Annotated in this window: 20 protein-coding genes; 16 read left to right on the forward strand and 4 right to left on the reverse strand. The window is 72.8% G+C overall.

The features are described from left to right. Positions 1-47: 47 nt before the first annotated feature. Positions 48-707, forward strand: a complete 660-nt coding sequence (locus J3R08_RS04600; RefSeq protein WP_064447721.1) for a hypothetical protein — start codon at positions 48-50, stop codon at positions 705-707. Positions 708-773: 66 nt separating this feature from the next. On the opposite strand, the gene gabT is transcribed toward J3R08_RS04600, so the two are convergent. Together gabT and J3R08_RS04610 are read right to left on the reverse strand one after the other, a co-directional pair. Next, a complete protein-coding gene (gene gabT / locus J3R08_RS04605) occupies positions 774-2,045 on the reverse strand; it encodes a 4-aminobutyrate--2-oxoglutarate transaminase (protein WP_064447722.1) in 1,272 nt (423 codons plus the stop codon). Positions 2,046-2,050: 5 nt separating this feature from the next. Further along, positions 2,051-3,487 carry a gamma-aminobutyraldehyde dehydrogenase gene (locus tag J3R08_RS04610; protein ID WP_209960113.1) on the reverse strand — a complete coding sequence of 479 codons (1,437 nt, stop codon included), beginning with the start codon at positions 3,485-3,487 and terminating at the stop codon, positions 2,051-2,053. Between the two features lie 142 nt (positions 3,488-3,629). On the opposite strand from J3R08_RS04610, the gene J3R08_RS04615 reads away from it, so the two are divergent. Then, positions 3,630-5,069: an aldehyde dehydrogenase family protein gene (locus J3R08_RS04615; protein ID WP_209960114.1), complete on the forward strand. Its 1,440-nt coding sequence runs from the start codon at positions 3,630-3,632 to the stop codon at positions 5,067-5,069. Positions 5,070-5,079: 10 nt separating this feature from the next. Here the strand turns inward: J3R08_RS04615 and J3R08_RS04620 are convergent, their stop codons facing one another. Next, complete coding sequence (locus tag J3R08_RS04620) at positions 5,080-6,315, reverse strand: SUKH-3 domain-containing protein (RefSeq protein ID WP_209960117.1); 1,236 nt, start codon at positions 6,313-6,315, stop codon at positions 5,080-5,082. 78 nt (positions 6,316-6,393) lie between these two features. Here J3R08_RS04620 and J3R08_RS04625 point away from each other — a divergent pair, with 78 nt between their 5' ends. The 14 genes from J3R08_RS04625 (at position 6,394) to efeB (ending at position 22,805) form a co-directional block, all read left to right on the forward strand. Then, positions 6,394-6,807, forward strand: coding sequence for a YbaB/EbfC family nucleoid-associated protein (locus J3R08_RS04625; RefSeq protein ID WP_043326418.1), 414 nt, complete (start codon positions 6,394-6,396; stop codon positions 6,805-6,807). 3 nt (positions 6,808-6,810) lie between these two features. Beyond that, positions 6,811-7,167, forward strand: a complete 357-nt coding sequence (locus tag J3R08_RS04630) for a hypothetical protein (RefSeq protein ID WP_113971977.1) — start codon at positions 6,811-6,813, stop codon at positions 7,165-7,167. Between the two features lie 24 nt (positions 7,168-7,191). Beyond that, the gene (locus tag J3R08_RS04635) at positions 7,192-11,400 is read left to right on the forward strand and encodes a toxin glutamine deamidase domain-containing protein (protein ID WP_245254994.1); all 4,209 of its coding nucleotides are present in this window, start codon (positions 7,192-7,194) and stop codon (positions 11,398-11,400) included. Beyond that, positions 11,397-11,840 carry a hypothetical protein gene (locus J3R08_RS04640; protein WP_043326415.1) on the forward strand — a complete coding sequence of 148 codons (444 nt, stop codon included), beginning with the start codon at positions 11,397-11,399 and terminating at the stop codon, positions 11,838-11,840. Before J3R08_RS04635 ends, J3R08_RS04640 begins: the two co-directional genes overlap by 4 nt. A gap of 16 nt (positions 11,841-11,856) precedes the next feature. After that, positions 11,857-12,576: a deoxyribonuclease V gene (nfi, locus tag J3R08_RS04645; RefSeq protein WP_209960120.1), complete on the forward strand. Its 720-nt coding sequence runs from the start codon at positions 11,857-11,859 to the stop codon at positions 12,574-12,576. A 105-nt stretch (positions 12,577-12,681) separates the two neighbouring features. Continuing rightward, positions 12,682-13,653: a hypothetical protein gene (locus tag J3R08_RS04650; protein WP_113971974.1), complete on the forward strand. Its 972-nt coding sequence runs from the start codon at positions 12,682-12,684 to the stop codon at positions 13,651-13,653. Between the two features lie 199 nt (positions 13,654-13,852). Beyond that, positions 13,853-14,059, forward strand: coding sequence for a Trm112 family protein (locus J3R08_RS04655; RefSeq protein WP_030501390.1), 207 nt, complete (start codon positions 13,853-13,855; stop codon positions 14,057-14,059). Further along, entirely contained in the window at positions 14,056-15,252 is a 1,197-nt protein-coding gene (locus J3R08_RS04660) for an SIS domain-containing protein (RefSeq protein ID WP_043326408.1), read from the forward strand. The genes J3R08_RS04655 and J3R08_RS04660 overlap by 4 nt, the downstream gene beginning before the upstream one ends. A gap of 28 nt (positions 15,253-15,280) precedes the next feature. Next, a complete protein-coding gene (locus tag J3R08_RS04665) occupies positions 15,281-16,303 on the forward strand; it encodes a cation diffusion facilitator family transporter (RefSeq protein ID WP_069087457.1) in 1,023 nt (340 codons plus the stop codon). Positions 16,304-16,306: 3 nt separating this feature from the next. Continuing rightward, on the forward strand, positions 16,307-17,467 hold the full coding sequence (gene manA / locus J3R08_RS04670; protein WP_209960122.1) for a mannose-6-phosphate isomerase, class I: 1,161 nt from the start codon (positions 16,307-16,309) through the stop codon (positions 17,465-17,467). A gap of 298 nt (positions 17,468-17,765) precedes the next feature. Further along, positions 17,766-19,265 (forward strand): adenosylhomocysteinase, encoded by a 1,500-nt coding sequence (ahcY, locus tag J3R08_RS04675; protein WP_043326405.1) that lies wholly within the window; start codon positions 17,766-17,768, stop codon positions 19,263-19,265. Positions 19,266-19,440: 175 nt separating this feature from the next. Continuing rightward, entirely contained in the window at positions 19,441-20,328 is an 888-nt protein-coding gene (gene efeU / locus J3R08_RS04680) for an iron uptake transporter permease EfeU (protein ID WP_209960123.1), read from the forward strand. A 27-nt stretch (positions 20,329-20,355) separates the two neighbouring features. Then, the gene (gene efeO, locus J3R08_RS04685) at positions 20,356-21,486 is read left to right on the forward strand and encodes an iron uptake system protein EfeO (RefSeq protein ID WP_209960126.1); all 1,131 of its coding nucleotides are present in this window, start codon (positions 20,356-20,358) and stop codon (positions 21,484-21,486) included. Then, entirely contained in the window at positions 21,483-22,805 is a 1,323-nt protein-coding gene (gene efeB / locus J3R08_RS04690) for an iron uptake transporter deferrochelatase/peroxidase subunit (protein WP_209960128.1), read from the forward strand. The genes efeO and efeB overlap by 4 nt, the downstream gene beginning before the upstream one ends. Before the next feature lie 26 nt (positions 22,806-22,831). Here efeB and J3R08_RS04695 read toward each other — a convergent pair whose 3' ends face one another. Continuing rightward, on the reverse strand, positions 22,832-23,824 hold the full coding sequence (locus tag J3R08_RS04695; RefSeq protein WP_209960131.1) for an RDD family protein: 993 nt from the start codon (positions 23,822-23,824) through the stop codon (positions 22,832-22,834). Between the last annotated feature and the right edge of the window lie 14 nt (positions 23,825-23,838).

Raw genomic sequence — 23,838 nt, forward strand, 5'->3', positions numbered from 1 at the left:
CTCCCGTCCGTACCACGCGGGGAACGACAGCGACGACGGGAGAGAACGTGAGGGTGCAGCGTAAGCACGCGATGGCGGCAATCGTGGCGGTGACCGCCACGGTGGCGGTCTCGGTGGGAACCGGACTGGGATTCGCGGACACCGCGCCGGTCGGGCGGTCGGCCTGCGCCGGGTCGGTGACCTTCTCGGCCGAGAGCGGCCCGCCGGCCGCGACGAGCGACAGGTTCCCGGTGGGCACACGCCTGCGGGTGACGAACCTCGACAACCGCAAGGTGGCCACGGTGACGGTCACCGGGCCGTCCGGTAGCTGCGTGCTGCTCAACGCCGCCGCCATGGACCTGGTACGCGAGCCGGGCAAGAACGTCATCCGCCGCAACGTGGTGGAACGCCTCGACGGCGGCGCCGCTCCGGCCCCGGGCGCGCAGCCGGGCGAGACCCGGCCCGGCGCCGCGCAGCCGATCGGCGGCAGCGTCTGCTCCGGCGCGCTCACGTTCTTCGCCGAAGGTGGGGCGCCGGCCGCCACCAGCGGCCAGTTTCCGCTCGGCACCCGGCTTCGGGTGACGAACCTGGACAACAACAAGGCGGTGACCGTGACTGTCACCGGGCCGTCCGGTAGTTGCGTGCTGCTCAACACCGCCGCCATGGACGCCATCCGGGAACCGGGCAAGAACCTGGTCCGGCGCAACACCGTCGAGCTGATTCGCTGAATTCCGGGGTGGGACACCATGGGCCGGTCCTGGGGATGATCGGCCCATGGTGTTCCACGTCCGGGGTCAGCCGAAGGCGGCCGCCAGGATGTCCAGCCCTCGGCCCAGCTCGTCGTCGGAGATGACCAGCGGCGGCAGGAACCGCAGCACGTTGCCGTAGGTGCCGCAGGTCAGCGTGAGCAGCCCGGCCGCGTGGCAGGCCGCCGAGATCGCCGCCGTGGCGGCCGGGTCGGGGGTCGACGTGCCCGGTACGACGATCTCCACGGCGAGCATCGCGCCCCGGCCGCGTACCTCGGCCACGCGCGGGTCACCGGCGGCGATCGCGCGCAGCCGCTCACCCATCACCGCGCCGATCCGGCGCGCGGCGGCGGCCAGGTCCAGCTCCCGCATCGTCTCGATCGACGCGAGCGCGGCGGCGCAGGCGATCGGGTTGCCGCCGTACGTGCCGCCCAGACCGCCGACGTGCACCGCGTCCATCAGCTCCGCCCGGCCGGTCACCGCCGCCAGCGGCAGCCCGCCCGCGATGCCCTTGGCCAGCGTGATCAGGTCCGGCTCGACGCCCTCGTGCTCGCAGGCGAACCAGTCGCCGGTGCGGCAGAAACCGGTCTGGATCTCGTCGGCGACGAACACCACCCCGGCCGCCGTCGCCCACTCGCGCAGCGCCGGCAGGAAACCCTCAGCGGGTACGACGAAACCGCCCTCGCCCTGGATCGGCTCGATCAGCAGCGCCGCAACGTTCTCCGCGCCCACCTGCTTCTCGATCATCTCGATCGAGCGGGCCGCCGCGGTGGCGCCGTCCAGCCCGCCGTCGCGCAGCGGGTACGACATCGGGACCCGGTAGACCTCACCGGCGAACGGCCCGAACCGGTGCTTGTACGGCATGTTCTTCGCGGTCAGCGCCATGGTCAGGTTGGTCCGGCCGTGGTACGCGTGGTCGAACACCACCACCGCCGGCCGCCCGGTCGCGTGCCGGGCGATCTTCACCGCGTTCTCCACCGCCTCGGCGCCGGAGTTGAACAACGCTGAGCGCTTCCCGAAACCACCCGGGGTCAGCGCGTTGAGCTGCTCGCAGACCGCCACGTACGACTCGTACGGCGCGACCATGAAGCAGGTGTGGGTGAACCGCTCGACCTGCGCGCGTACCGCCTCGACCACACGCGGCGCGGAGTTGCCCACGTTGGTGACGGCGATGCCGGCGGCGAAGTCGATCCACTCCCGCCCGTCCACGTCGGTGATCGTGCCGCCGCCCGCCCGGTCCACGTACGCGGGAATGGTGCTGCCGACGCCCCGCGCCACCGCCTCGACCCGGCGCTTGTGCAGCTCCTCGCTGGTGGCCATCGCGATCAGCCCTCGATGTTGTGCATGACGTGCTTGACCCGGGTGTAGTCCTCCAGGCTGTAGACCGACAGGTCCTTGCCGTGGCCGGAGTGCTTGAAGCCGCCGTGCGGCATCTCCGAGACGAACGGGATGTGCGTGTTCACCCAGACGCAGCCGAAGTCCAGCCGCCGCGTCATCCGCATGGCCCGGCCGTGGTCGCGCGTCCACACCGAGGCGGACAGGCCGTAGTCCACGCCGTTGGCCCAGCGCACCGCCTCGTCCTCGTCGGAGAAACGCTGCACGGTGATGACCGGCCCGAACACCTCGTCCTGGATGATCTCGTCGGCCTGGCGTACGCCGGAGACCACGGTCGGGGCGTAGAAGAAGCCGCGCTCGCCGACCCGGGCGCCGCCGGTGGTGACGTTCGCGTGGTCCGGCAGGCGGTCCACGAAACCGCTCACCCGGGCGAGCTGGTTGGCGTTGTTCAGCGGGCCGTAGAGCACGTCGGCGTCGTCCGGCCCGCCGGTACGGGTGTTGCGGGCCTGCTCGGTCAGCGCGGCCACGAAGTCCTCGTGGATGCCCGGCCCGGTCAGCACCCGGGTGGCCGCCGTGCAGTCCTGACCGGCGTTGAAGTAGCCGCCCATCGCGATCGCCTCGGCCGCCGCCGCCACGTCGGCGTCGTCGAAGATCACCACCGGGGCCTTGCCGCCCAGCTCCAGGTGCGTCCGCTTCAGGTCCGGCGCCGCCGCGGCGGCGACCTCCATGCCCGCGCGGGTCGAGCCGGTGATCGACACGAGCTGCGGGGTCGGGTGGGAGACCAGCGTACGGCCGGTGTCGCGGTCGCCGCAGACCACGTTGAACACACCCGGGGGCAGGTGCTCGGCGGCGATCTCGGCCAGCAGCAGCGTCGACACCGGCGTGGTGTCCGACGGCTTCAGCACCACCGCGTTCCCGGCGGCGAGGGCCGGGGCGATCTTCCAGACCGCCATCATCAGCGGGTAGTTCCACGGCGTCACCTGGGCGCAGACGCCGATCGGCTCGCGCCGCACGTACGAGGTGTGCCCGGCCATGTACTCACCGGCCGAGCGGCCCTCCAGCAGGCGCGCGGCGCCGGCGAAGAAGCGCAGCTCGTCCACCGCCGGCGGCAACTCCTCCTCGGTGGTGAGCTGCCGGGGCTTGCCGGTGTTGCGGACCTCGGCGTCGACCAGCTCGGCGGCCCGCGTCTCCACCGCGTCGGCGAACTTCAGCAGCGCCCGCTGCCGCTCGGCCGGGGTGGTGTCGCGCCAGGTCTCGAACGCGGCGGAGGCGGCCTTCATCGCCGCGTCCACGTCCGCCGCGCCGGAGACCGGGGCCTGGGCGAAGACCTCGCCGGTGCACGGGTCGATCAGGTCGGCGTAGCCGCCGTCCACCGGGTCGACGTACTCGCCGTTGACGAAGTTGCGCAGCTGCTGCTGGTCGCTCATCAGAAGTCTCCGTGAAGGTGGCCGGGGAGAGGGTCAGCGGAGGTTATCGCAATCTGACTGCCATCTTGGCTACTAAATCCGAGGCAGACAAGGGTTTGAGCAACTGTTTCCGCGTGGGCACCTGTGGTCTAGGCTGCCGGTCGTGGAGCCGAGAGCCTTCTACGTCGCCGGTCGCCCCGCCCACGGCGAGGACGAGCTGACAGTCACCCACCCGTACGACGGGCAGCCGGTGGGGCGTACCACGCTCGCCACGGCCGACCAGGTCGAAGCCGCAGTCGCGGGGGCCGCCCGGGTAGCGGCGGAGGCCGCGGCCCTGCCCGCGCACGCCCGCGCGGCCGCCCTCGACCACGTCTCCCGCCGGCTCGCCGGGCGGGCCGACGAGGTCGCCGCGCTGATCACCGCCGAGAACGGCAAGCCGGTCAAGTGGGCGAAGGCCGAGGTGGGGCGCGCGGTCTCCACGTTCCGCTGGGCCGCCGAGGAGGCCCGGCGCTTCTCCGGCGACCTGCAACGGCTCGACACCGACCCGGCCGCCACCGGCCGGATCGCCCTGGTCCGGCGGGTGCCGCGCGGGCCGGTGCTCGGCATCACGCCGTTCAATTTCCCGCTCAACCTGGTCGCCCACAAGGTCGCCCCGGCGCTCGCCGTCGGTACGCCGATCGTGGTCAAGCCGGCCCCGGCCACCCCGCTCACCGCGCTGCTGCTCGGCGAGATCCTGGCCGAGACGGACCTGCCCGAGGGCATGTTCTCGGTGCTGCCGCTACCGAACGAGCGCGCCGCCGAACTGGTCGCCGACCCGCGCCTGCCGGTCGTGTCGTTCACCGGCTCCGGGCCGGTCGGCGCGGCCATCCGCCGGGCCGCCCCGGACAAGCACGTCACGCTGGAACTCGGTGGCAACGCCGCGGCGGTCATCTGCGCGGACTGGTCGGCGGACGACGACCTGACGTTCGCCGCACAGCGCATCGCCACGTTCTCCAACTACCAGGCCGGGCAGTCCTGCATCGCGGTGCAGCGCGTCTACGTGCACGAACGGCTATACGACGGCTTCCTGCCCCGGCTCGTCGCGGCGGTACAGGCGCTGCGTACCGGCGACCCGCGCGCCGAGCTGACCGACGTCGGCCCGCTGGTGTCGGTCGAGGCGGCGCAGCGCGTCGAGACCTGGGTGGACGAGGCGGTCACCGCCGGCGCCGTCGTCGAGGTCGGCGGGCGGCGCGACGGCGCGACCTATCCGCCCACAGTGCTCAGCGGCGTACCGGCCGACGCGAAGGTGTGCGCCGAGGAGGTGTTCGGGCCGGTGCTCGTGGTCGCCCCGGTCGCGGACGACCGGGCCGCGTGCGCCGCCGTCAACGACTCCGCGTACGGCCTGCAGGCCGGCGTCTTCACCCACCGGCTCGACGTGGCGTTCGACGCCGCCCGCACGCTCGAAGTGGGCGGTGTGATCGTCGGGGACGTGCCGTCGTACCGGGCCGACCAGATGCCGTACGGCGGGATGAAGGGCTCCGGCGTCGGGCGGGAAGGGCTGCGCAGCGCCATGGACGACTACACCGAGCCGCGGGTGATGGTGCTGACGGGCGTGCCTCTCTGATCGCTCGGCCTCACCAGGTGCCGTCGTCGCGGACCCGGGCGGGGGCGCGGCCGAGCAGCAGGGTGGTGAGGGCGGCGTCGATGTCGGCGCCGAGGAACCACTCGCCGGCCTGGTCGAGGGCGAAGATCCGGCCGTGCTCGTCGACGGCGAGGAGGCTCTCCTGACGTTCGCTGCCGAGCGGGAAGAGGCGCGCGCCGATGACCGCGCCGAAGTCGGCGAGAGAGTCGGCGCTGTGCGCCACCTTTCGCGGTCGTATCTCGAAGCGCGAGATCCACACCGCTTCGCCCGGACCCTGGCGCGCGGTCACCAGGCCGGGAAAGGCGGTGAGTGTCGCCAGCGCGGCGGGGAAGGGGGCATGGGTGTGCTTGGTGCCGCTGACCTCGGTGACCTTACGGACCGAGGTGGTGGCGGAGACCTCGTCGCCGAAGTGCGGGCGCCAACCGGCGATCACCAGCGCGTTCGCGACCTCGGTGGGAAACCGGCCGGGCTCGGGGGGTGTCTGTGGCTCGGACTGCCATTCCTCGGCGTAGGCCAGTTCCGGCCAGGGAAGCACGTTGACGTGCACGAGGAATCTGATGCACGACTCGCAGCGGAGGTCGGCCGGACCACCCGCCGGGTCACCGGGCTCGCGCACCCGGAAGCTCTCGATCCGGCTGGTGCCGAGCAGGTCGCGGGCGTCCTCGATGGTCAGTGGTGGCAGACCTTCGGCGGTCCGGCGGTGGTCGTGCTCGTACAGCGCGTCGGAGACCACGATCATCTCGGCGTGCCGCTCGCCGCCCCGCACCAGATGGCCCGGGGTCAGGTCGTCCAGGTAGGACTGCACCAGCGGATGGTGCCGGACCTCGACATCTCCTTTGGCACCCTGCGCGACGTGCCGGCGGCCGTCGAGCGTGAGGTGCGCCGCCGCGCCCGGCGTGGGCAGCCGGGTCAACTCGCGCAGCAGTTGGGCGGCCGGGTCGACGGCGCGCGGCGCACGGGGTTCATCGGGCCGCTGCTGCCGGTACAACGCCTCGACCGCCGGCGCCGGAATCCGCGGCCAGGTGGAGACCTCGCCGGTCTCCTTGTCGATGACTGTGGTCGGCAGGTCGCCGGGCAGCGCCCGGGCATCGGCGGACACAGTGGACAACACCACGTAGCCCAGGTCGAACTCCTCGACCACCGGCGTGCAGGGAAAACCGAGGCGGTCGGAGTCCCGCCGGGCCCATACCGAGGCGATCTGCTCGGCCTGCTGTCGCTCGATCACCACTTGAAATTACCGGACCCCACGGATTTCGTGGCACCCGGTATGGTCGGGCCTACCCACGGTGACGGAAGGGGTGCGGCGGTGGCCGAGAGTGCGGACCGGGATGCGAACCGTGCACTACGCGCGCGATTCGACGAGGTGTACGGCCAGTACCAGCGGTTGCGGTCCGGTCTGGACGAACTTCAGGTCAAACTGGCCGAGCTGCGGGTCACCGAACGCTCCGACGACGGTCAGGTGACCGCTGTGGTCGGCGCGCGAGGCGAGCTGATCAGCGTCGAGGTGAGCCCTGCCGTCTTCCGGGACCGGGATGCCGGAGGGCTGAGCCGGAAGATCACCGAGACCGTGCTGCGCGCCTCCACGGCCGCTGTCACCGCCACCCGTGAGCTGGTCTCCGGCTATCTGCCCCCGGGTTCACCGTCGGTCGAGTTCCTGCGTACCAATGACTTCGGCGCGCTGCTCGGCCGGGCCGACGCCGTGCTGGCACGCGGCGAGTGACAGGTGGCCGGGGGAGAGATCTGGCTGGACCCGGACCGGGCCCGGCGCGGCGGCGCCGACCTGACCCTGTCCGGTAAGGCGATGAGCGCGGCCCGGCGGGAGACAGGCGACCCGATCGCGGCCGCGAGCGACCAGCGACCCTGGGGCCGCGACGACATCGGCGCCGCCTTCGACAAGCACTACCAGGGCTACGCCGAGACGCTGCTGCGGGCGTGGGAACAACTCGGCCGGTCGCTGGAGGTCCTCGGGTCGGATGTCGTCCGCTCGGTCGCGGCCACCGTGGAGACGGACCTGAGCAACGCCCGTGACCTCGGAAAGATCCCCCAGCAGGGCCACAACCCGCGTCGGCCCTGGCGCTGACCACCGGAGGATCCGCGCGTGAGCATGCTGCCCAGCCCGATCCCGCACCCGCTCGACTTCTGCCCGTGGGACGTGCCCGGCTGGATCTACGAAGCGCTCGACTGGGTCGTGGGCGTCGAGTGGCCGGAGGGCAACGAGCGCTCCGTCTGGGACCTGGCCGACCAGTGGTACGGCGTCGCGGGCGTCCTGACCGGTCCGCGCGACGACGCCACCGCCGCCGCCGGTGAGGTGAAGAGCGGATACGGCGGCGTCGGCCTGGTCGCCGGCGCGTTCGACAGGGCCTGGCACAAGCTCGCCGAAGGTGAGGATGCGCCGCTGCACGTCCTCGTGGCGGCCACCGACGAGTTGGGCCGGCTGGTCGACTCCTGCGGCTGCGACATCGAGGGCGCGAAGCTCGAAGCCTGGATCGAGCTGGGCATCCTGGTGGTGGAACTGCTGGCCCTGGCGGTGGCCGCCGTGCTCACCCTGGGCGCCGCCTCCCCGGCGGCCGCCGCCGCGATCACCGCGACGAGGGTCGTCGTCCAGCAGATCTTCAAGCGCCTGGTGGCCCAGCTCGCCCGCAAGGCGGTCAAGCAGGGGCTCAAGGAGGCGGGTGAGCGGGCCGCGAAGGAGGCGGCGAAGGCCGGTGCCCGTGGACTGGCCCGACGGGCGGCGCTCGGCGGCCTGGTGGAGGCCGGTCAGGAAGCGGGTACCAACCTCGCGACGCAGGCGTATCAGAACACCACCGGCCGACGTGACGGCCTGGACCTGACCGACGTGAGCACGTCGGCTCTCGGCGGCTTCGCCGGTGGGGCGGTCGCGCCGCTCGCGGGTCTGGGCCGTCATGCGAGCGGGCGGTTCGCCGAGATCGGCGAGCGGTTCGGCCGGGAGATGGCCGGGGAGACGCTGGCCGAGACCGCGGCCGGATTGGCCACCGGTCACGGCCCGTCGCTGGAGGATCTCGCGCGCGCCGCGGCGTCCGGCGCGACCGGCTCCGCCACCGGCCAGACCGACTCCGCGCTGCAACGCCGCCTCGACGGGCAGTTGAGCGGGCTGACCGTTCCGCCGGTCGGGCTGGACGTGCCACCCGTCGGCGACCCCGTCGGGCTCATCCCGGCCCAGCGGGTCGCCGAGCCGCTCGTCCAGGGCGGCGAAGCGGTGGCGGGCCAGGTCTCCCCGACACCCGCACCCGTCCCACCGCACGCTGCCGCCGCTCACCCGCTGGCGGTTGACCCGCCGCGTCCGGCGCCGGAGACGGCGACGCCGCCGGTGGCCGGTGCCACCCCACCGGACGTGACGCGGCTATCGGTCGCTTCCAGCCCCACGTTGTCCTCCGTGATCACGGATGTGCCCATCGCGTCCCCTGCCGAGCAGGTCGACCCGCGAACCGGCACGGGTTACCCGCCCCTGGTGCCCGGCAGCAACTCCCCGCCGCCATCGACTCCGGTCCAGGCGGCAGCGGGACCGGCCACGCTGTCCCCATCGATCGGGGAGCACCCGCAGTCGGCGGCGCCACCACTGTCGGACCGGACTGCCCCCGACGTCGGGCACCCCGCACCGTTGAGCGCCCCGCCGCCACAGCCGCAGTCCGCCTCACCCCAGGGGCCGCTCGGGCCGGACCCCCGCCCGACGCCGAACCCGCGCTTTCCGCTGCTGGAGTCCCTGGCGCCGCCTCGGCCCGCCATCGATCCGCCGGCACCCAACCCCGGCCCGGTCGACCCGCCGCCTCCCGACCTACGGACCATCCAGGAGCGCGCCGCGCGCCTCGCGGCCGACCGGGAGTCGTTCGACCGGCGCCGCTACCACGGTTACCTGCAGGCCCAGCGGACGTGGTTCGAGGATCGCCGACGTCAGACCAGGGCCGACTGGCTGCACGAGCGTGCCGCCTATCACGAGGAACGGGCCAGCGACTGGGCCGCGCAGGCAATGGAACTGCGTCGCACCGGGCGGACGCTGGCGGCGCAACGATGGCACCGCGAAGCGCACGAGGCGGATCTCGAGGCGGCCGACCTGCGCGAGGAGGCTCGGCAGGTCCTCGCCGGGCGACTCGTGCCGGAGCAGGTGATGGTCGAGGACGACCTCGACTTCTACCGGATCAACGACGACGTGGCGGACCTGGCCGTCGGCGCGGTCGAGACGGCCGACCATTCCGCGCTCACCGGCCACGGCCACCCCGAACCGATCGACAGGTCCCGGCCCTACGGCCGCCGGGGAGGGCTCCGGCCACCGCTCGCGCTGCATCAGACCGACCTGGAACGGCAGATGCCCCGCAACCCGGACGGCAGCGTCGCGCGTACCGCCGATCCCCGGCGTGGCGGATGGTTCCGCCTGGCGAACGACGGCGGACCGGCGGCGGACGCGACCCGGGGCATCAACTGCCTCGACTGCACCCTGTCGCTGTTCGAGACATGGGTCCACGGACGGCCGCGGGTCGCCGCTCCGCGTACGTTCGACGGCTACCTCGGCGGTGACGTGCTCCGCCCGGTGGGCGGCGAGGCGGACGGACCGCTGCGGGTCGAGCAGACCACTGGCGGCCGGTTCCAGAACCTGTGCCCGGTCGACCGGCCCGGCATCACCGGCCCGCAGCGCCAGTGGCTGGTGGATCGCGGCTACCGCGACCTGTACGCGCAGTTGGCGTCGGGCGGCCACGGCAGCTACGCCTTCCTCATCACCAGCTTCGAGGGTGGCGGATCGCATGCCTGGGTGGCGTTGAACCAGAACGGCACGGTCCTCTTCCTCGACCCGCAGTCGGGCGCCGTCGCCGACCGGCCGCTCTACCACCACAGCGGTCGCCCGTTCGAGGGCAACGTGGTCGGCGTCGACGCGCTGGTGCTCGGCCCTGACGGACGGCCGATGCCGCTCACCGGCCGCCCGCCCGGCACGTTCAACGTCCTGCCCGAGCCCTTGCCCCGCCCGGCGCCGCCACGCCTGCCCGAGCCGCCGCCGGCCGACGACGGGAACGCGCCGGACTTCAATCACGTCCACCTGCTCGGCGAGTCCACCACTTTCCACACCCGGGCGGACGCACCCCCGCCGGGCAGCGCGCCGCCCGTCGAGCCGCAACCCGACCGGGTACGCGAGGAACACCGGCAGGCGCACGCCGACCGGATCGCCGGCGGGCTCTACGTACGCGACGTGCTCGCCGAGAGCGGAAGCCTCGACGCGGCCTTCGCCGCCGGGGTGACACCCGTGGAGCTGGCGCAGGCCGCCGACGCGCCGACGCTGCGGCGGCTCGCACCCGGGCTGGACGATGCCGCAGCGGCCGACCTCGGCCGGTTGTTCGCCGACCCGCGCGTGCAACGGATGCTCGACCAGAGCTGGGAGGCGCCGCCGCGACGGGAGGAGTTGCTGGCCGAGACGCTGGTACGGCAGCTCGCGGAGCGGCCCGACCTGGTCCGGATGATCCTGGCGACACCGGAACTCGCGAACTCGCTGACCGCGCGACCGCTGACCCTGCATCACCTGGCCAGCCACCAGCAGGCCATCGACGTACTCGGCGAGGTCATCAACGACATAGCCGTCCGCGGGGCCGAGGCGGTGATCGCGCCCGAGCCACTGAAACCCCACTCGACGCCTGTCAGCCAAGCCCAGCGTCAACTCACCAGTTCGGTAGCAGCGCGCAGTCAGTCGACACTGCAGCTCGGATTCGATGAGACGCGACGCCATGATGAGGTGTATCGCCTCGCATACATCGACCGGCTCTATGCAGATGCGGCGGTCGCCCAGGAACAGTTGAACACACTCGCCGTCAAGCTCGCTGCGGACGAGGGCAGGCCCGACTGGAGAAGCGAGCCCAAGAGCCGGGAGCGGGTTCTCGACAAGCTGGAGGCTGAGTACGGGTATGACGCGTCGCAGCTCAAGGACTTGGCTGCGGCCAAAGTGCAGTTCCATACCCTCGACGCGGTCTACCAGGCGCTTGGACGCCTTGAAGCCGATCCAGAGATCGTGATCCTGCACATAAAGGACCGCTTCCTTAAGCCGCAGGCCAGCGGTTACCGAGACATACTGCTGAATCTCGGAATGCCGAACGGTCATGTGGCAGAGCTTCGGCTGCACCTGGTGTCGCTCGACGACGTCGCAGAGTGGGAGCATGCGCTGTACGAGATCCGACGCGATCTGGAAGCGGTGGCTGAGATCGAGGGCAGGTCGTTGACGCAGGGTGAACGCGCTATACGTGATGGACTTCTCCGGAGAGCGCAGAGTGCCTACTGGGGCAAGGTGCAGGAGAGTCTTGGGGAGGAATCACCGCGATGAGGCAGGTGGAGGGCTTGCAGCTGCCGAAGTTCTTCGACTACTACCACTCTCCCCTGAAGCTTGTAGCCACCCCCGACGGCGGCGTAGCGGGCTGGATCCTGTTCAAGGACACCGGAGGCTGGCGCGAGGCCAACAATCTCATCGACAAGGTGCTTTTCGTCGGCGGCGACGAGATCAATGAGATATCGCGAGATGAGTTCATTCAGCTCACTGAGCATGAACGGGGCCGTTATCTGAGTGGTGACGGTCCGATCTTCGCTCTCTACGAGACCGTTCGGGCAATCCAGGACACGCTACGGGAGGAGCGTCGGTATCCGACGCCCCAGGAGCAGGCGTTGATCAGGGGAGTCCGGCGGCGGACCTTTGTGATGTTCGAGGAGCAGCTCCAGCAGGCAGGCGACCCCGCCGCCGACCCCACCATCGCCGCCTCAGCCTCCTGACGCGGCCGGGAACGTCATGTCCGTCGACGAGAGTCCACCCGTGCCGTACGTGCCGCCCGCCGACGCGACGGAGGCGAGGCGCGTACAGGAGGAGCTGCGGTCGCGGGTGGACCTGGTGGGACCCGGTCCCGCCGCGCCCGCGACGGTGGCCGGCCTGGACGTGGCGTACGCGCAGGACGGTGATTTGCTCGCCGCCGCCGTCACGGTGCTGGACGCAGTCAGCCTCGCCGTGGTGGACGAGGCGGTGTGCGTGGGGCGGCCCGCCTTTCCGTACGTGCCGGGGCTGTTCGCCTTCCGGGAGATGCCGGCGCTGCTGGCCGCGTTGGACCGGCTGACCGTCCGCCCGGAGCTGCTGGTGTGCGACGGGCACGGGCTGGCGCACCCGCGCCGGTTCGGGCTGGCCTGCCATCTGGGTCTGGTGACCGGGCTGCCCGCGATCGGCGTGGGGAAGACGCCGCTCGTCGGCTCGTGGACCGGGCCGGGCCCCGAGCGTGGTGACAGCGCCGACCTGTGTGACGAGGGCGACGTGGTCGGGCGGGTGCTGCGTACCCGGGAGGGCGTCCGGCCGGTCTTCGTCAGCGTCGGGCACCGGATGGGGTTGGACAACGCGGTCGAACGGGTACTGGCACTGACGCCCCGGTACCGGCTGCCGGAGACGACCCGGACGGCCGACCAACTGTGCCGCCGGGCGCTCGCCTCGGCCGTCGTCTCCGGCGGTGACCTGGACCGGCGGTGATCGCGTGGCGCGGCACACATGTGGCGTGGTCGATGCGGAGGTGCCCTCCGGGCCCGGTAGTAACCTGACCGGCGGATCCGGTCCGGACGCAACGGTGAGGTGGGGATGTCGGTGGGGAGGCACGCGGCGCGGTGGGCCATTGTCGGCGCGCTGCTGGGTGGCCTGATCGCCGTCCCGGCGTCGCCGGCGTCGGCCCGGGACGACCGGGTCGGGCTGCGCTCGGCGGGCAGCTTCACCGCCGGGGGTTCGCCGGGTGGCGTGACTGTCGAGGTGCGCAAGCGCACCGACGGCTGCGTGCAGCTGCGTACCGCGATCGGGCTCCGGTTGGAGGGCCTTCGGGCGGACCAGGTGCGGGTGCAGGTGGCCGCCGGGGACGGCTGGACGCCGGTGCCGGTCTCCGGTGGTGACGGCGCGGTCGCCACCGCCCAGGTCGCGCCGGTCGACCGGCCGCTGTGCAAGGGCAAGGGCGCCACCGTGCGCTACCGGGTGTCCTTCCTGGCCGGCGTCGTCGGCGGGCGGTTGGAACTGGCGGGCGAGGCGAGCGCCGCGAACGGTGACGTGCTCGGCCGGGCCGGTGGGTCGGCCCGGCTGGTGGGCGCGCCGCGTACGCCGAGCCCGAGTCCGTCCCGTAAGCCCTCGCCGACGCCCAGCGCGAGCGAGACCACACCGGCCGAGGCGACTGACACGTCGCCGGTCGCCGCTGCCGTCGCCCCGGCCACCGCCGCGGCCGACGACTCGTCGTTCGGAGGTTCCATGATCATGTGGTTCGGTATCGGGCTGGTGCTCGTCGGCGCCGCGCTCATCGTCCTGCTGCTGCGCCGCAGTCGCGCCGACCGCAGCGGCGGCGGGCCGGTCGCCGACCAGCCGCCGGTCCCGCTGCCACGCAGCACCACCACCTACCGCTCCGGCGCCACCGGGCCGGCCCCCACGGTGTACGGCGGCACGCCGGCGCCCCGTCCGGCGGGCAGCGTGTACGGCGCGCCTTCGTCCGGTCCGACCCCGCCCGTCTCCGGGTCGACGCCGCCCGCGCCCGCGGGCGGGGACGCGACGAGCCTCCTGCCCCGCTTGCCGGACTGAGGCGGAACCCGACCGGCTCCCGGGGTTACCGTGACGGTGGGTGGTCGCGCCGTGACCCGGTGGCCGCCACCTGCCCGGCCGGAGGACCGGACACCGGGGCCGAACGGGGCCCGGTGCCGGGGCCGGTTGGCCGATAAGATCGCGTGCGCCGATCGGCACCGCCGACCGGTGAGACCGCATACGTGGAAGGAGCCGCGCCGTGGCCCTGGACCCGCAGTTGCTCGAGATCCTCGCCTGCCCGGACACGCATCACGCCCCGCTCGACTACGACGCGCAGGCGCAGACGCTCACCTGCACCGAGTGCGGTCGCATCTTCGAGGTCCGCGACGACGTACCGGTGCTCCTGCTGGACGAGGCGCGCGGTGGACCCGCGGCCGACGAGGCGCGGGGCGGGTCGTCGCGGTGATGGAGGGTACGGCCGGGGTCAGCGGGCACCGGCACGCCGATGAGGCCCTGCTCGACGACGCGGCGCTGCTGGCCGAGCGGGACCCGGGCGGCATGCTCCGGCACACCGCGTCCGCCGGCGCGCAGGTGCGTGAGTCGGCGGCGCTGGCCGCCGAGGCCAACCTGTCAGTGCTCGCCGACGACGGCCGGCCGCGCGCGGTGGTCATCGCCGGCATCGGCACCGCCGGGCGTACCGGTGACGTGCTGGCCACTGTCGCCGGGCCGCGCTGCCCGGTGCCGGTCATCCCGCACCGCAGCGCCGGCGTGCCGGGCTGGGTGGGTGCGGCGGACGTGGTCATCGCGGTGAGCGCGTCCGGGCGCAGCCCCGAGGCGCTGGGCGCGGCCGAGGCGGCGCACCGCCGTGGCGCCCGGCTGGTGGCGGTGGGCGCGCCCGACTCGCAACTCCAGTCGGTGGCGGAGCGGGCCCGGGCGCCGTTCATCCCGGTGCCCCGGCGCGCGCCGGCGAGGGCCAGCCTCTGGGCGCTCACCGTGCCGGTTCTGCTCGCCGCCCGTACCCTCGGGCTGGTGAAGGTCAACGAGGCCGACCTGGCGGAGACGGCGGCCCGGCTCGACGCGGACGCCGATCGATGCCGGCCGACCGCGGAGTCCTTCGTCAACCCGGCGAAGTCGCTGGCGCTGGGGCTGTCCGGCTCGATCCCGATCGTCTGGGGCTCGTCTCCGCTGGCGACCGTCGCGGCCCGGCGGTTCGGCGACACGTTGTCCGCCAACGCCCGCTACCCGGTGGTCGCCGGCGCGCTGGGCGAGGCGGGGCGGGGTCGTGTCGGCCTGCTCGACGGCGTGTTCGGCGGCCTGGCCGAGGGCGAGCGGGACATCTTCGCCGACCCGGGCGACGACGAGTCCGACGGCACCCGGCTGCGGCTGGTGCTGCTGCGCGACGGCGGGCTCAACGCCGACGACGACACCGACGAGCCGCTGGCGGTCGAGGAGCGCCGCGCGGACGCGGTGCAGACGCTCGCCGAGCGCCGTGGGGTGCGCTGCGACGTGGTGACCGCCGAGGGCGGCTCCGCGCTGGAGCGGCTCGCGTCGCTGGTGGCGGTCCCCGACTTCGCCTCGATCTACCTGGCCCTGGCACACGGCCTGGACCCGATGGCGGTACCGGCCATCACGGAGATGAAGGAGCTAGCGAACCAGTGAGCACACGGGGCATCGAGCGAGGCGGGGAATGAGCGCGAACGGGGGCACGAAGGCGATCGTCGCCGCCCTGGCGGCGAACCTCGGTATCGCCGTCACCAAGTTCGTCGCGTTCGCCCTCACCGGCTCGTCGTCGATGCTGGCCGAGTCGATCCACTCGGTGGCCGACTCGGGCAACCAGGGCCTGCTGCTGCTCGGTGGCCGGCGGGCCAAGCGGCAGGCCACGCCGCAGCACCCGTTCGGGTACGGCCGGGAGCGCTACATCTACGCGTTCATCGTGGCGATCGTGCTGTTCAGCCTCGGTGGCCTGTTCGCGCTCTACGAGGCGTACCACAAGGCGTCCGATCCGCACCCGATCGAGAGCTGGCAGTGGGTGCCGGTGGCGGTGCTGGTGGCCGCGATCGTGATGGAGGGCTTCTCCTTCCGTACCGCGATCAAGGAGTCCAACCTGATCCGGGGCAACCAGACCTGGGTGCGGTTCATCCGCCGGGCCAAGGCCCCGGAGCTGCCGGTGGTGCTGCTGGAGGACTTCGGCGCGCTCGTCGGTCTGGTCTTCGCGCTGTTCGGCGTCGGCATGACGCTGATCACCGGAAACGGCATGTGGGACGCGGCGGGCACCGCGATGATCGGTGTGCTGCTCGTGGTCATCGCGGTCACGCTGGCGATCGAGACCAAGAGCCTGCTGCTCGGCGAGGGCGCGGAGCAGGGCGAGCTGGCCAAGATCGAGCAGGCCGTCACGAACGGTCCCGAGGTCGAGCGGATCATCCACATGAAGACGCTCTACCTGGGCCCCGAGGAGCTGATGGTGGCCGCGAAGATCGCGGTGCCGGCCTGGGAGACCGCCGAGGATCTGGCCCGCGACATCAACGCGGTCGAGGCCCGGATCCGGCGTGAGGTGCCGACCGCCCGGGTGATCTACCTGGAGCCGGACATCTACTCGCCGGAGGCGGAGCGGGCGGGCACCGGGCAGGCGGCGGCGACCGCCGTCCCGGAGGCCGCGACCACCGGCGAGGCGCACGCGGCCGACGAGGTGGCCGGGCGGCCCGGGAGCTGACCGATGGAGCTGTTGCAGGGCCGGATCCGCGACTACGCCTGGGGCTCGCGCACCGCGATCGCCGAGTTGCAGGGGCGGCCGGTGCCGAGCAACGGGCCGGAGGCGGAGCTGTGGCTGGGCGCCCACCCGGGCGCCCCGGGCACCGTTCAGCGGGACGGCCGTCCGGTCAGCCTCACGGAGCTGCTGGTGGCCGAGCCGGGCCACTGGCTGGGTGAGCGGCTGGTCGGCCGGTTCGGCACCCGGCTGCCGTTCCTGCTGAAGGTGCTGGCCGCCGACTCCCCGCTGAGCCTCCAGGCCCATCCGGACGCCGAGCAGGCCCGCGCCGGGCACGCCGCCGACGTGGAGCGGATCAACTACGTCGACCCGTACCACAAGCCGGAGCTGCTGGTGGCGCTCTCGGAGTTCGACGCGCTGTGCGGCTTCCGCGACCCGGGGGAGTCGGCGGCGGCGATCGCCGCGTTCGGCGTACCCGCGCTGGAACCTGTGGTGGCGGCGTTGCGCGCCGGGCCGGCGGGGCTGCGGGAGGCGGTACGCCTGCTGTTGAGCTGGCCGCGGGCGGAGCGCGCCGGGCTGGTGGCGGCCGTGCTGGCGGCGGCGGACGCCGGTCCCGGGTCGGCGGACGCCGAGCTGGTACGCACGCTGGCGGCCGGCTATCCGGAGGATCCGGGCGTGGTGGTGGCGTTGCTGTTGCACCACGTCCGGCTGGCGCCCGGCGAGGGCATCTGGATGCCGGCCGGGAACCTGCACGCCTACCTGCGCGGCACCGGCGTGGAGATCATGGCGGCCAGCGACAACGTGCTGCGTGGCGGGCTGACCCCGAAGCGGGTGGACGTGGACGAGCTGCTGCGGGTGCTCCGGTTCGAGGTGCTGACCGAGCCGGTGCTGCGGCCGGAGACGGTGGCGCCCGGGGTGCTGACGTGGCCGGTGCCGGTGGAGGACTTCGCGCTGCACCGGGTCGAGGTCGCCACCGGGTCGCCGGGGGCGCGGTTGACGCTGCCCGGGCCGCGGGTGGTGCTCTGCCGGACCGGGAAGCTCACCGTTGACGACGGGGTGGGCGTGGTCACGCTGGGCGCGGGACAGGCCGCTGTGGGCACGGCGGCGGGAGGTCCGCTGACGCTGGGCGGGGACGGCGAGGCGTTCGTCGCCACCTGTGGCCTGCGCTGAGCGCTCAGCAAAAGCCGCAAGTCCGACTTTCCCGAAATAGCTTGACGGCCTACTGGCGTGGTGTGACCCTATGGGTACGCAGCGTTGTCGCGACGAAGGTCCGATGACGTGCGGGGGAACCAAACCGGGGGGATGCACGGGGCGGCCGGGCCGTGGACGGAAAGTCCGTCCACGACCGACCGCCCCGTGCGCTGTCCGCCGACCGGCCGATTGTGTGCTCGGTCAACCGGGCACCGGCCGGGTGGGTCGCGCGCGTAAGGTGGAAGGCTGCGCACCACATCGTTCGACAGGAGCTTCCATGACCAGCACCCTCCCCGCGGCCTCCAGCGGCGCGTCGTCGCAGGCTCGGCCGAGCACCCTCGCCGAGGGCGACTACAAGGTGGCGGATCTGTCGCTCGCCGCGTTCGGTCGCAAGGAGATCCGGCTCGCCGAGCACGAGATGCCCGGCCTGATGGCGATCCGGCGTGAGTTCGCCGAGGCCCAGCCGCTGGCCGGCGCCCGCATCACCGGCTCGCTGCACATGACCGTCCAGACCGCCGTCCTGATCGAGACCCTTGTCGCGCTCGGCGCGCAGGTCCGCTGGGCGTCCTGCAACATCTTCTCCACCCAGGACCACGCCGCCGCGGCGATCGTGGTCGGCCCCGAGGGCACCCCGGAGGCCCCGGCCGGCGTGCCGGTCTACGCCTGGAAGGGCGAGACGCTGCCGGAGTACTGGTGGTGCACCGAGCAGGTGCTCGCCTGGCCGGACGGGCAGGGCCCGAACATGATCCTGGACGACGGCGGCGACGCCACCCTGCTCGTCCACAAGGGCGCCGAGTTCGAGAAGGCGGGCGCCGTGCCGCCGGTCGAGTCCGCCGACTCCGAGGAGTACGCGGTCATCCTCGAACTGCTGCACCGCTCGCTGGCCGAGGACAACCAGCGCTGGACCCGGATCGCCGCCGGCATCAAGGGCGTCACCGAGGAGACCACCACCGGCGTGCACCGGCTCTACGAGATGCACCGCGCCGGCACGCTGCTCTTCCCGGCCATCAACGTCAACGACTCGGTGACCAAGAGCAAGTTCGACAACAAGTACGGCTGCCGCCACTCGCTCATCGACGGCATCAACCGGGCCACCGACGTGCTGATCGGCGGCAAGATGGCAGTGGTCATGGGCTACGGCGACGTGGGCAAGGGCTGCGCCGAGTCGCTGCGCGGCCAGGGCGCCCGGGTCGTGGTGACCGAGGTCGACCCGATCTGCGCGCTCCAGGCGGCGATGGACGGCTACCAGGTCGCCACGCTGGACGACGTGGTCGAGCAGGCGGACATCTTCATCACCGCGACCGGCTGCTTCGACGTCATCACCAACGAGCACATGGCCCGGATGAAGCACCAGGCCATCGTGGGCAACATCGGCCACTTCGACAACGAGATCGACATGGCCGGCCTGGCCAAGCGCAGCGACGTGACCCGGGAGAACATCAAGCCGCAGGTCGACGTGTGGCGCTTCGACGACGGCCACGCGATCATCGTGCTCTCCGAGGGCCGCCTGCTGAACCTGGGCAACGCCACCGGCCACCCGAGCTTCGTGATGTCGAACTCGTTCGCCAACCAGACGATCGCCCAGATCGAGCTGTTCACCAAGACCGAGGAATACCCGATCGGCGTCTACGTGCTGCCCAAGCACCTGGACGAGAAGGTCGCCCGGCTGCACCTGGACGCGCTCGGCGCGAAGCTGACCACGCTCACCAAGGAGCAGGCCGCCTACCTGGGCGTCTCCACGGAGGGCCCGTTCAAGCCCGACCACTACCGCTACTGAGTTCACGCTCCGGAAGGGACCGGGGTCCGCCGCCGCGCGGCCGTCCCGGTCCCTTTTCGCGTACGGGGTGGGCCGGCGGGTGCCGAACCGGGTGACGTTACCGCGATCAGCTTGACGTTTGCTGTGAACAGGAGGAAGGTATGCCTGCCCTAAGTTAGCGACCACGGAGCAGCTGATGTTCGCCACGTACCTGATCGGCCTGCGCGAGGGCCTGGAAGCGACACTTGTGGTCAGCATCCTCGTCGCGTTCCTGGTGAAGTCGCAGCGCCGCGACCGGCTGCCGCAGGTGTGGACCGGCGTCGGCCTGGCCGTGGCGCTCTCCGTCGGCTTCGGCTCGCTCATCCAGTACACCTCGACCTCGCTGCTGCGCACCTCGGAGTCGCGCGAGCTGTTCGAGGCGGTCACCTCGGTCGCCGCCGTGGTGTTCGTGACCTGGATGATCTTCTGGATGCGCCGGGCCGCCCGCACCATCGCGGGTGAGCTGCGCGGCAAGCTCACCGACGCGCTCGCGGTCGGCTCCCTGGCGGTCGCCGGCATGGCGTTCCTCGCGGTCATCCGGGAGGGCCTGGAGACCGCGCTGATCTTCTACGCCGCCGCCGAGAGCGCAGCCGGCGGCACCGGGCCCGGCTCGCTGCTCGCCCTGGCCGGCGGCATCGCCACCGCCGTGGTGATCGGCTTCCTGCTCTACCGCAGCGCCGTCCGGATCAACCTCAGCCGGTTCTTCACCTGGACCGGGGCGCTGCTCATCCTGGTGGCCGCCGGCATCCTCAAGTACGGCGTGCACGACTTCCAGGAAGCGGGCGTGCTGCCCGGCCTGAACGACCTCGCCTTCGACATCTCCACCACGCTCGACCCGAACGCCTGGTACGGCGCGCTGCTCGCCGGCATGTTCAACGTCACCGCCGCGCCGACGGTGCTGGAGCTGGTCGCCTGGATCGCGTACGCGGTCCCGGTGCTCGTGCTCTTCCTGCGCAAGCCCGCCCGGTCCGCCAAGCCGGTTCCGGCCGCCGCCACACCCACCGCGCCGGCCGACGTCGCCGCTGTTCCGTCCCCCCGCGCCTGAACCACCCGTTCCCGAGGAGACCGCACGATGCGTACCACCCGACTCGTCGCGCCCGCCGCCGCCGGGCTGCTCGCCGTCGCCGGACTGACCGGCTGCGGGGGCGGTGACGACGCCGACGCCAAGAACGGCGGGCCGATCGCCGTCAAGGCCACCGACACCGTCTGCGAGGTCGCCGACACCGAGATCGACGCCGGTCAGGTCACGTTCAAGGTGACGAACAACGGTTCCAAGGTCAACGAGTTCTACGTCTACGCCGCCGGTGACCGGGTGATGGGCGAGGTGGAGAACATCGCCCCCGGGCTCAGCCGGGAGCTGCGCGTCGAGCTGACCGCCGGCACGTACGAGACGGCCTGCAAGCCGGGAATGAGCGGCCGGGGCATCCGGGGCGCGCTGAAGGTCTCCGGCACCGCCGCGACTGTCGCCCCCGACGCCGCGCTGACCCAGGCCACCGAGAGCTACCAGCGGTACGTGCGCAGCCAGACCGCCGCGCTGCTGACGAAGACCGAGGAGTTCGTGGCCGCGGTCAAGGCGAACGACGTGGCGAAGGCCAAGGCGCTGTACCCGGTGGCCCGCACCTACTGGGAGCGGATCGAGCCGGTCGCGGAGAGCTTCGGCGACCTCGACCCGAAGATCGACGGCCGCGAGGAGGTGGTCGAGGAGGGCATGGAGTTCACCGGCTTCCACCGGATCGAGAAGGACCTCTGGACCACCGGCGACGTCAGCTCCGACGGCCCGATCGCCGACCGGCTCCTGGCCGACGTGAAGGCGATCGTGGCCAAGGCGGACGCCGAGAAGCTCACCCCGCTCCAGCTCGCCAACGGCGCCAAGGCGCTGCTCGACGAGGTCGCCAGCGGGAAGATCACCGGCGAGGAGGAGCGCTACTCGCACACCGACCTCTGGGACTTCAACGCCAACCTGGAGGGCTCCAAGGCGGCCGTCGCCGCGCTGCGTCCGGCGCTGGAGCAGCGCGCGCCCGACCTCGTCAAGCAGCTCGACAGCGAGTTCGCGAACGTGGAGACCACGCTCGGCAAGCACCGCGCCGGCGACGGCTGGAAGCTGCACACCCAGCTCGGCAAGGACGAGCTGAAGGAGCTGTCGGACGCGGTCAACGCGCTGGCCGAGCCGGTCAGCAAGGTCGCGGCGGCAGTCGCGCGATGACCGGCCCGGCCGGCGGTGACGCGACGAGCGAGCCGAACCGCGAGCGGACCGGCCGCGGCCTGTCCCGGCGCCGGGCGATGACCCTGGCCGGCGTCGGCGTGGCCGGTGTCGCCGGGGTGGCGGGTGGCGCGGGCGCGCTGCTCGCCGGCGGGAACGAGGCATCAGCGACCGAATCGGCCGCCGGTTCCGTGCCGTTCCTCGGCGAGCACCAGGCCGGCATCACCACCCCGGCCCAGGACCGGCTGCACTTCGTCGCGTTCGACGTGGTCACCAAGGACCGGGACCGGCTCGTCGCCATGCTCCAGGAGTGGACCGCCGCCGCGGCCCGGATGACCGCCGGGAAGGACGCCGGGGTGATCGGCGCGGTCGGCGGCATGCCCGAGGCCCCGCCGGACGACACCGGCGAGGCGCTCGGGCTGCCCCCGTCGCAGCTCACCCTCACCGTGGGCTTCGGACCGACGCTGTTCCGCGACGCGCAGGGCCGGGACCGCTTCGGCATCGCCGCCCGGCGTCCGGCCGCCCTGGCCGACCTGCCGCACTTCGCCGGGGACGCGCTGCGGCCGGAACTGTCCGGCGGCGACATCTGCGTCCAGGCGTGCGCCAACGACCCGCAGGTCGCGGTGCACGCCATCCGCAACCTCGCCCGGATCGGCATGGGCGTGGTGAGCGTCCGCTGGTCGCAGCTCGGCTTCGGGCGTACCTCGTCGACGTCGCGGGACCAGGCCACGCCACGCAACCTGTTCGGCTTCAAGGACGGCACCGCCAACCTCAAGGCCGAGGACGCCGCCCTGCTCCGCGACCAGCTCTGGGTGCAGCCCGGTGACGGCCCCGACTGGATGACCGGCGGCTCCTACCTGGTCACCCGGAAGATCCGGATGCTGATCGAGACGTGGGACCGCAGCCCGCTGGCCGAGCAGGAGATGATCGTCGGCCGGACCAAGGGCAGCGGCGCGCCGATCGGCCGCCGGGACGAGTTCGACGAGCCGGACTTCGCCGCCAGGGGCGACGACGGCGAGCCGCTCATCGCCGACACCGCGCACGTACGGCTGGCCCACCCGGACACCAACGACGGCGCCCGCCTGCTGCGCCGCGGCTACAACTTCGTGGACGGCTCGGACGGGCTGGGCCGGCTCGACGCCGGGCTGTTCTTCATCGCCTACCAGCGCGACCCGCGCCGGCAGTTCGTGCCGATCCAGACCCGGCTGGCCCGCAACGACGCGATGAACGAATACCTGCGGCACGTCTCCAGCGGCCTGTTCGCCTGCCCGCCCGGCCTGCGCGACGCAGCCGACTGGTGGGGGCGCGCGCTGTTCTCCTGAAGCCGGCTCAGCTCACCCGAAGCGGCTCAGCGGCGTACCGGATCGGGTTCGAACTGCGGCGCGGCGGGCCGCAACCGGCCCGCGCCCGGCCCGGCGGGGCCTGGCAGGACGGCGCCCGGCCCGGTGGAGCCCGGCACCACGGCGGGCGCCGGGACCAGCTCCGGCCAGAGCGTGGCGGCGACCGCCCGGCTGCGGCCCAGCCGGTGCGCCGCCCGCCGCCCCCGCTCGGCGAGCACCGCCGACAGGTACGCCCAGTCCGGCGCGGCCCACGGCGGAGGCGGCGAGGTGACCGCCGCGACCTCCGTCCACAGCCCCCGGCCCAGCCGGAACCGGTCCGGTTCGGCGAGCTGGGGCAGCCGGTCCAGGTACTGCCGCACGGCCAGCGCCAGCCCGTCGTCGAGGCGGGTCAGGTCGAGCGTGCCGGCCCAGGCCAGCAGCGGCGGCGCGGCCGGCGGCAGCGGCCGCCACAGCGTCGCGCCCCGGGTGTGCACCACGAGCGTGCCGGCGACCAGGTCACCCAGCCGGCGTCCGCGCGGGTCGGTGAGCATCACCGTGACGCTCGCCGCCCAGCTCAGCAGCGGCAGCACCAGCCCGGGCCACTCCACCGCGACGCCGACGAGCGCCCGCGTCAGCGACTGGCCCACCCCCACCGGGCCGCCGTCGGCCCGGACCACCCGCAGCCCGACGGCCAGCTTGCCCACCGTCCGGCCACCGGCGAAACGTTCCATCACCACCGGATAGCCGATCAGCACCAGCACCAGCAGCACGATCTGCAGCGCCCCCGCCAGGGCGGCGTCGAGGTAGTCCCCGAGCAGGGCGAGCGCCACCATCCCCAGCACCGCGCCGAGCACGAGCGCCAGCGCGAGCTGGATCACCGCGTCGATCAGCAGGGCCAGCACCCGGGAGCCCAGCCGGGCCGCCCGGACGTCCAGCTCCACCGCCTCGCCGCTGACCAGACCGGCGTCGGCCCACCGGGGCGGTGGGGGAGGTTGCGCGCGCACCCCGACAGTGAACACCATGGACGCCGAACGGG

The sequence above is a fragment of the Micromonospora sp. HB375 genome (assembly GCF_017872985.1).
Taxonomy (GTDB): Bacteria; Actinomycetota; Actinomycetes; order Mycobacteriales; family Micromonosporaceae; genus Micromonospora; species Micromonospora chalcea.

Coding starts and splice junctions, on each gene's coding strand:
- gabT (WP_064447722.1), bottom strand. CDS start 2,045: ATGGCCACCAGCGAGGAGCTGCACAAGCGCCGGGTCGAGGCGGTGGCG.
- J3R08_RS04610 (WP_209960113.1), bottom strand. CDS start 3,487: ATGAGCGACCAGCAGCAGCTGCGCAACTTCGTCAACGGCGAGTACGTC.
- J3R08_RS04635 (WP_245254994.1), top strand. CDS start 7,192: ATGCTGCCCAGCCCGATCCCGCACCCGCTCGACTTCTGCCCGTGGGAC.
- J3R08_RS04640 (WP_043326415.1), top strand. CDS start 11,397: ATGAGGCAGGTGGAGGGCTTGCAGCTGCCGAAGTTCTTCGACTACTAC.
- nfi (WP_209960120.1), top strand. CDS start 11,857: ATGTCCGTCGACGAGAGTCCACCCGTGCCGTACGTGCCGCCCGCCGAC.
- J3R08_RS04650 (WP_113971974.1), top strand. CDS start 12,682: ATGTCGGTGGGGAGGCACGCGGCGCGGTGGGCCATTGTCGGCGCGCTG.
- J3R08_RS04665 (WP_069087457.1), top strand. CDS start 15,281: ATGAGCGCGAACGGGGGCACGAAGGCGATCGTCGCCGCCCTGGCGGCG.
- manA (WP_209960122.1), top strand. CDS start 16,307: ATGGAGCTGTTGCAGGGCCGGATCCGCGACTACGCCTGGGGCTCGCGC.
- ahcY (WP_043326405.1), top strand. CDS start 17,766: ATGACCAGCACCCTCCCCGCGGCCTCCAGCGGCGCGTCGTCGCAGGCT.
- efeU (WP_209960123.1), top strand. CDS start 19,441: ATGTTCGCCACGTACCTGATCGGCCTGCGCGAGGGCCTGGAAGCGACA.
- efeO (WP_209960126.1), top strand. CDS start 20,356: ATGCGTACCACCCGACTCGTCGCGCCCGCCGCCGCCGGGCTGCTCGCC.
- efeB (WP_209960128.1), top strand. CDS start 21,483: ATGACCGGCCCGGCCGGCGGTGACGCGACGAGCGAGCCGAACCGCGAG.
- J3R08_RS04695 (WP_209960131.1), bottom strand. CDS start 23,824: ATGGTGTTCACTGTCGGGGTGCGCGCGCAACCTCCCCCACCGCCCCGG.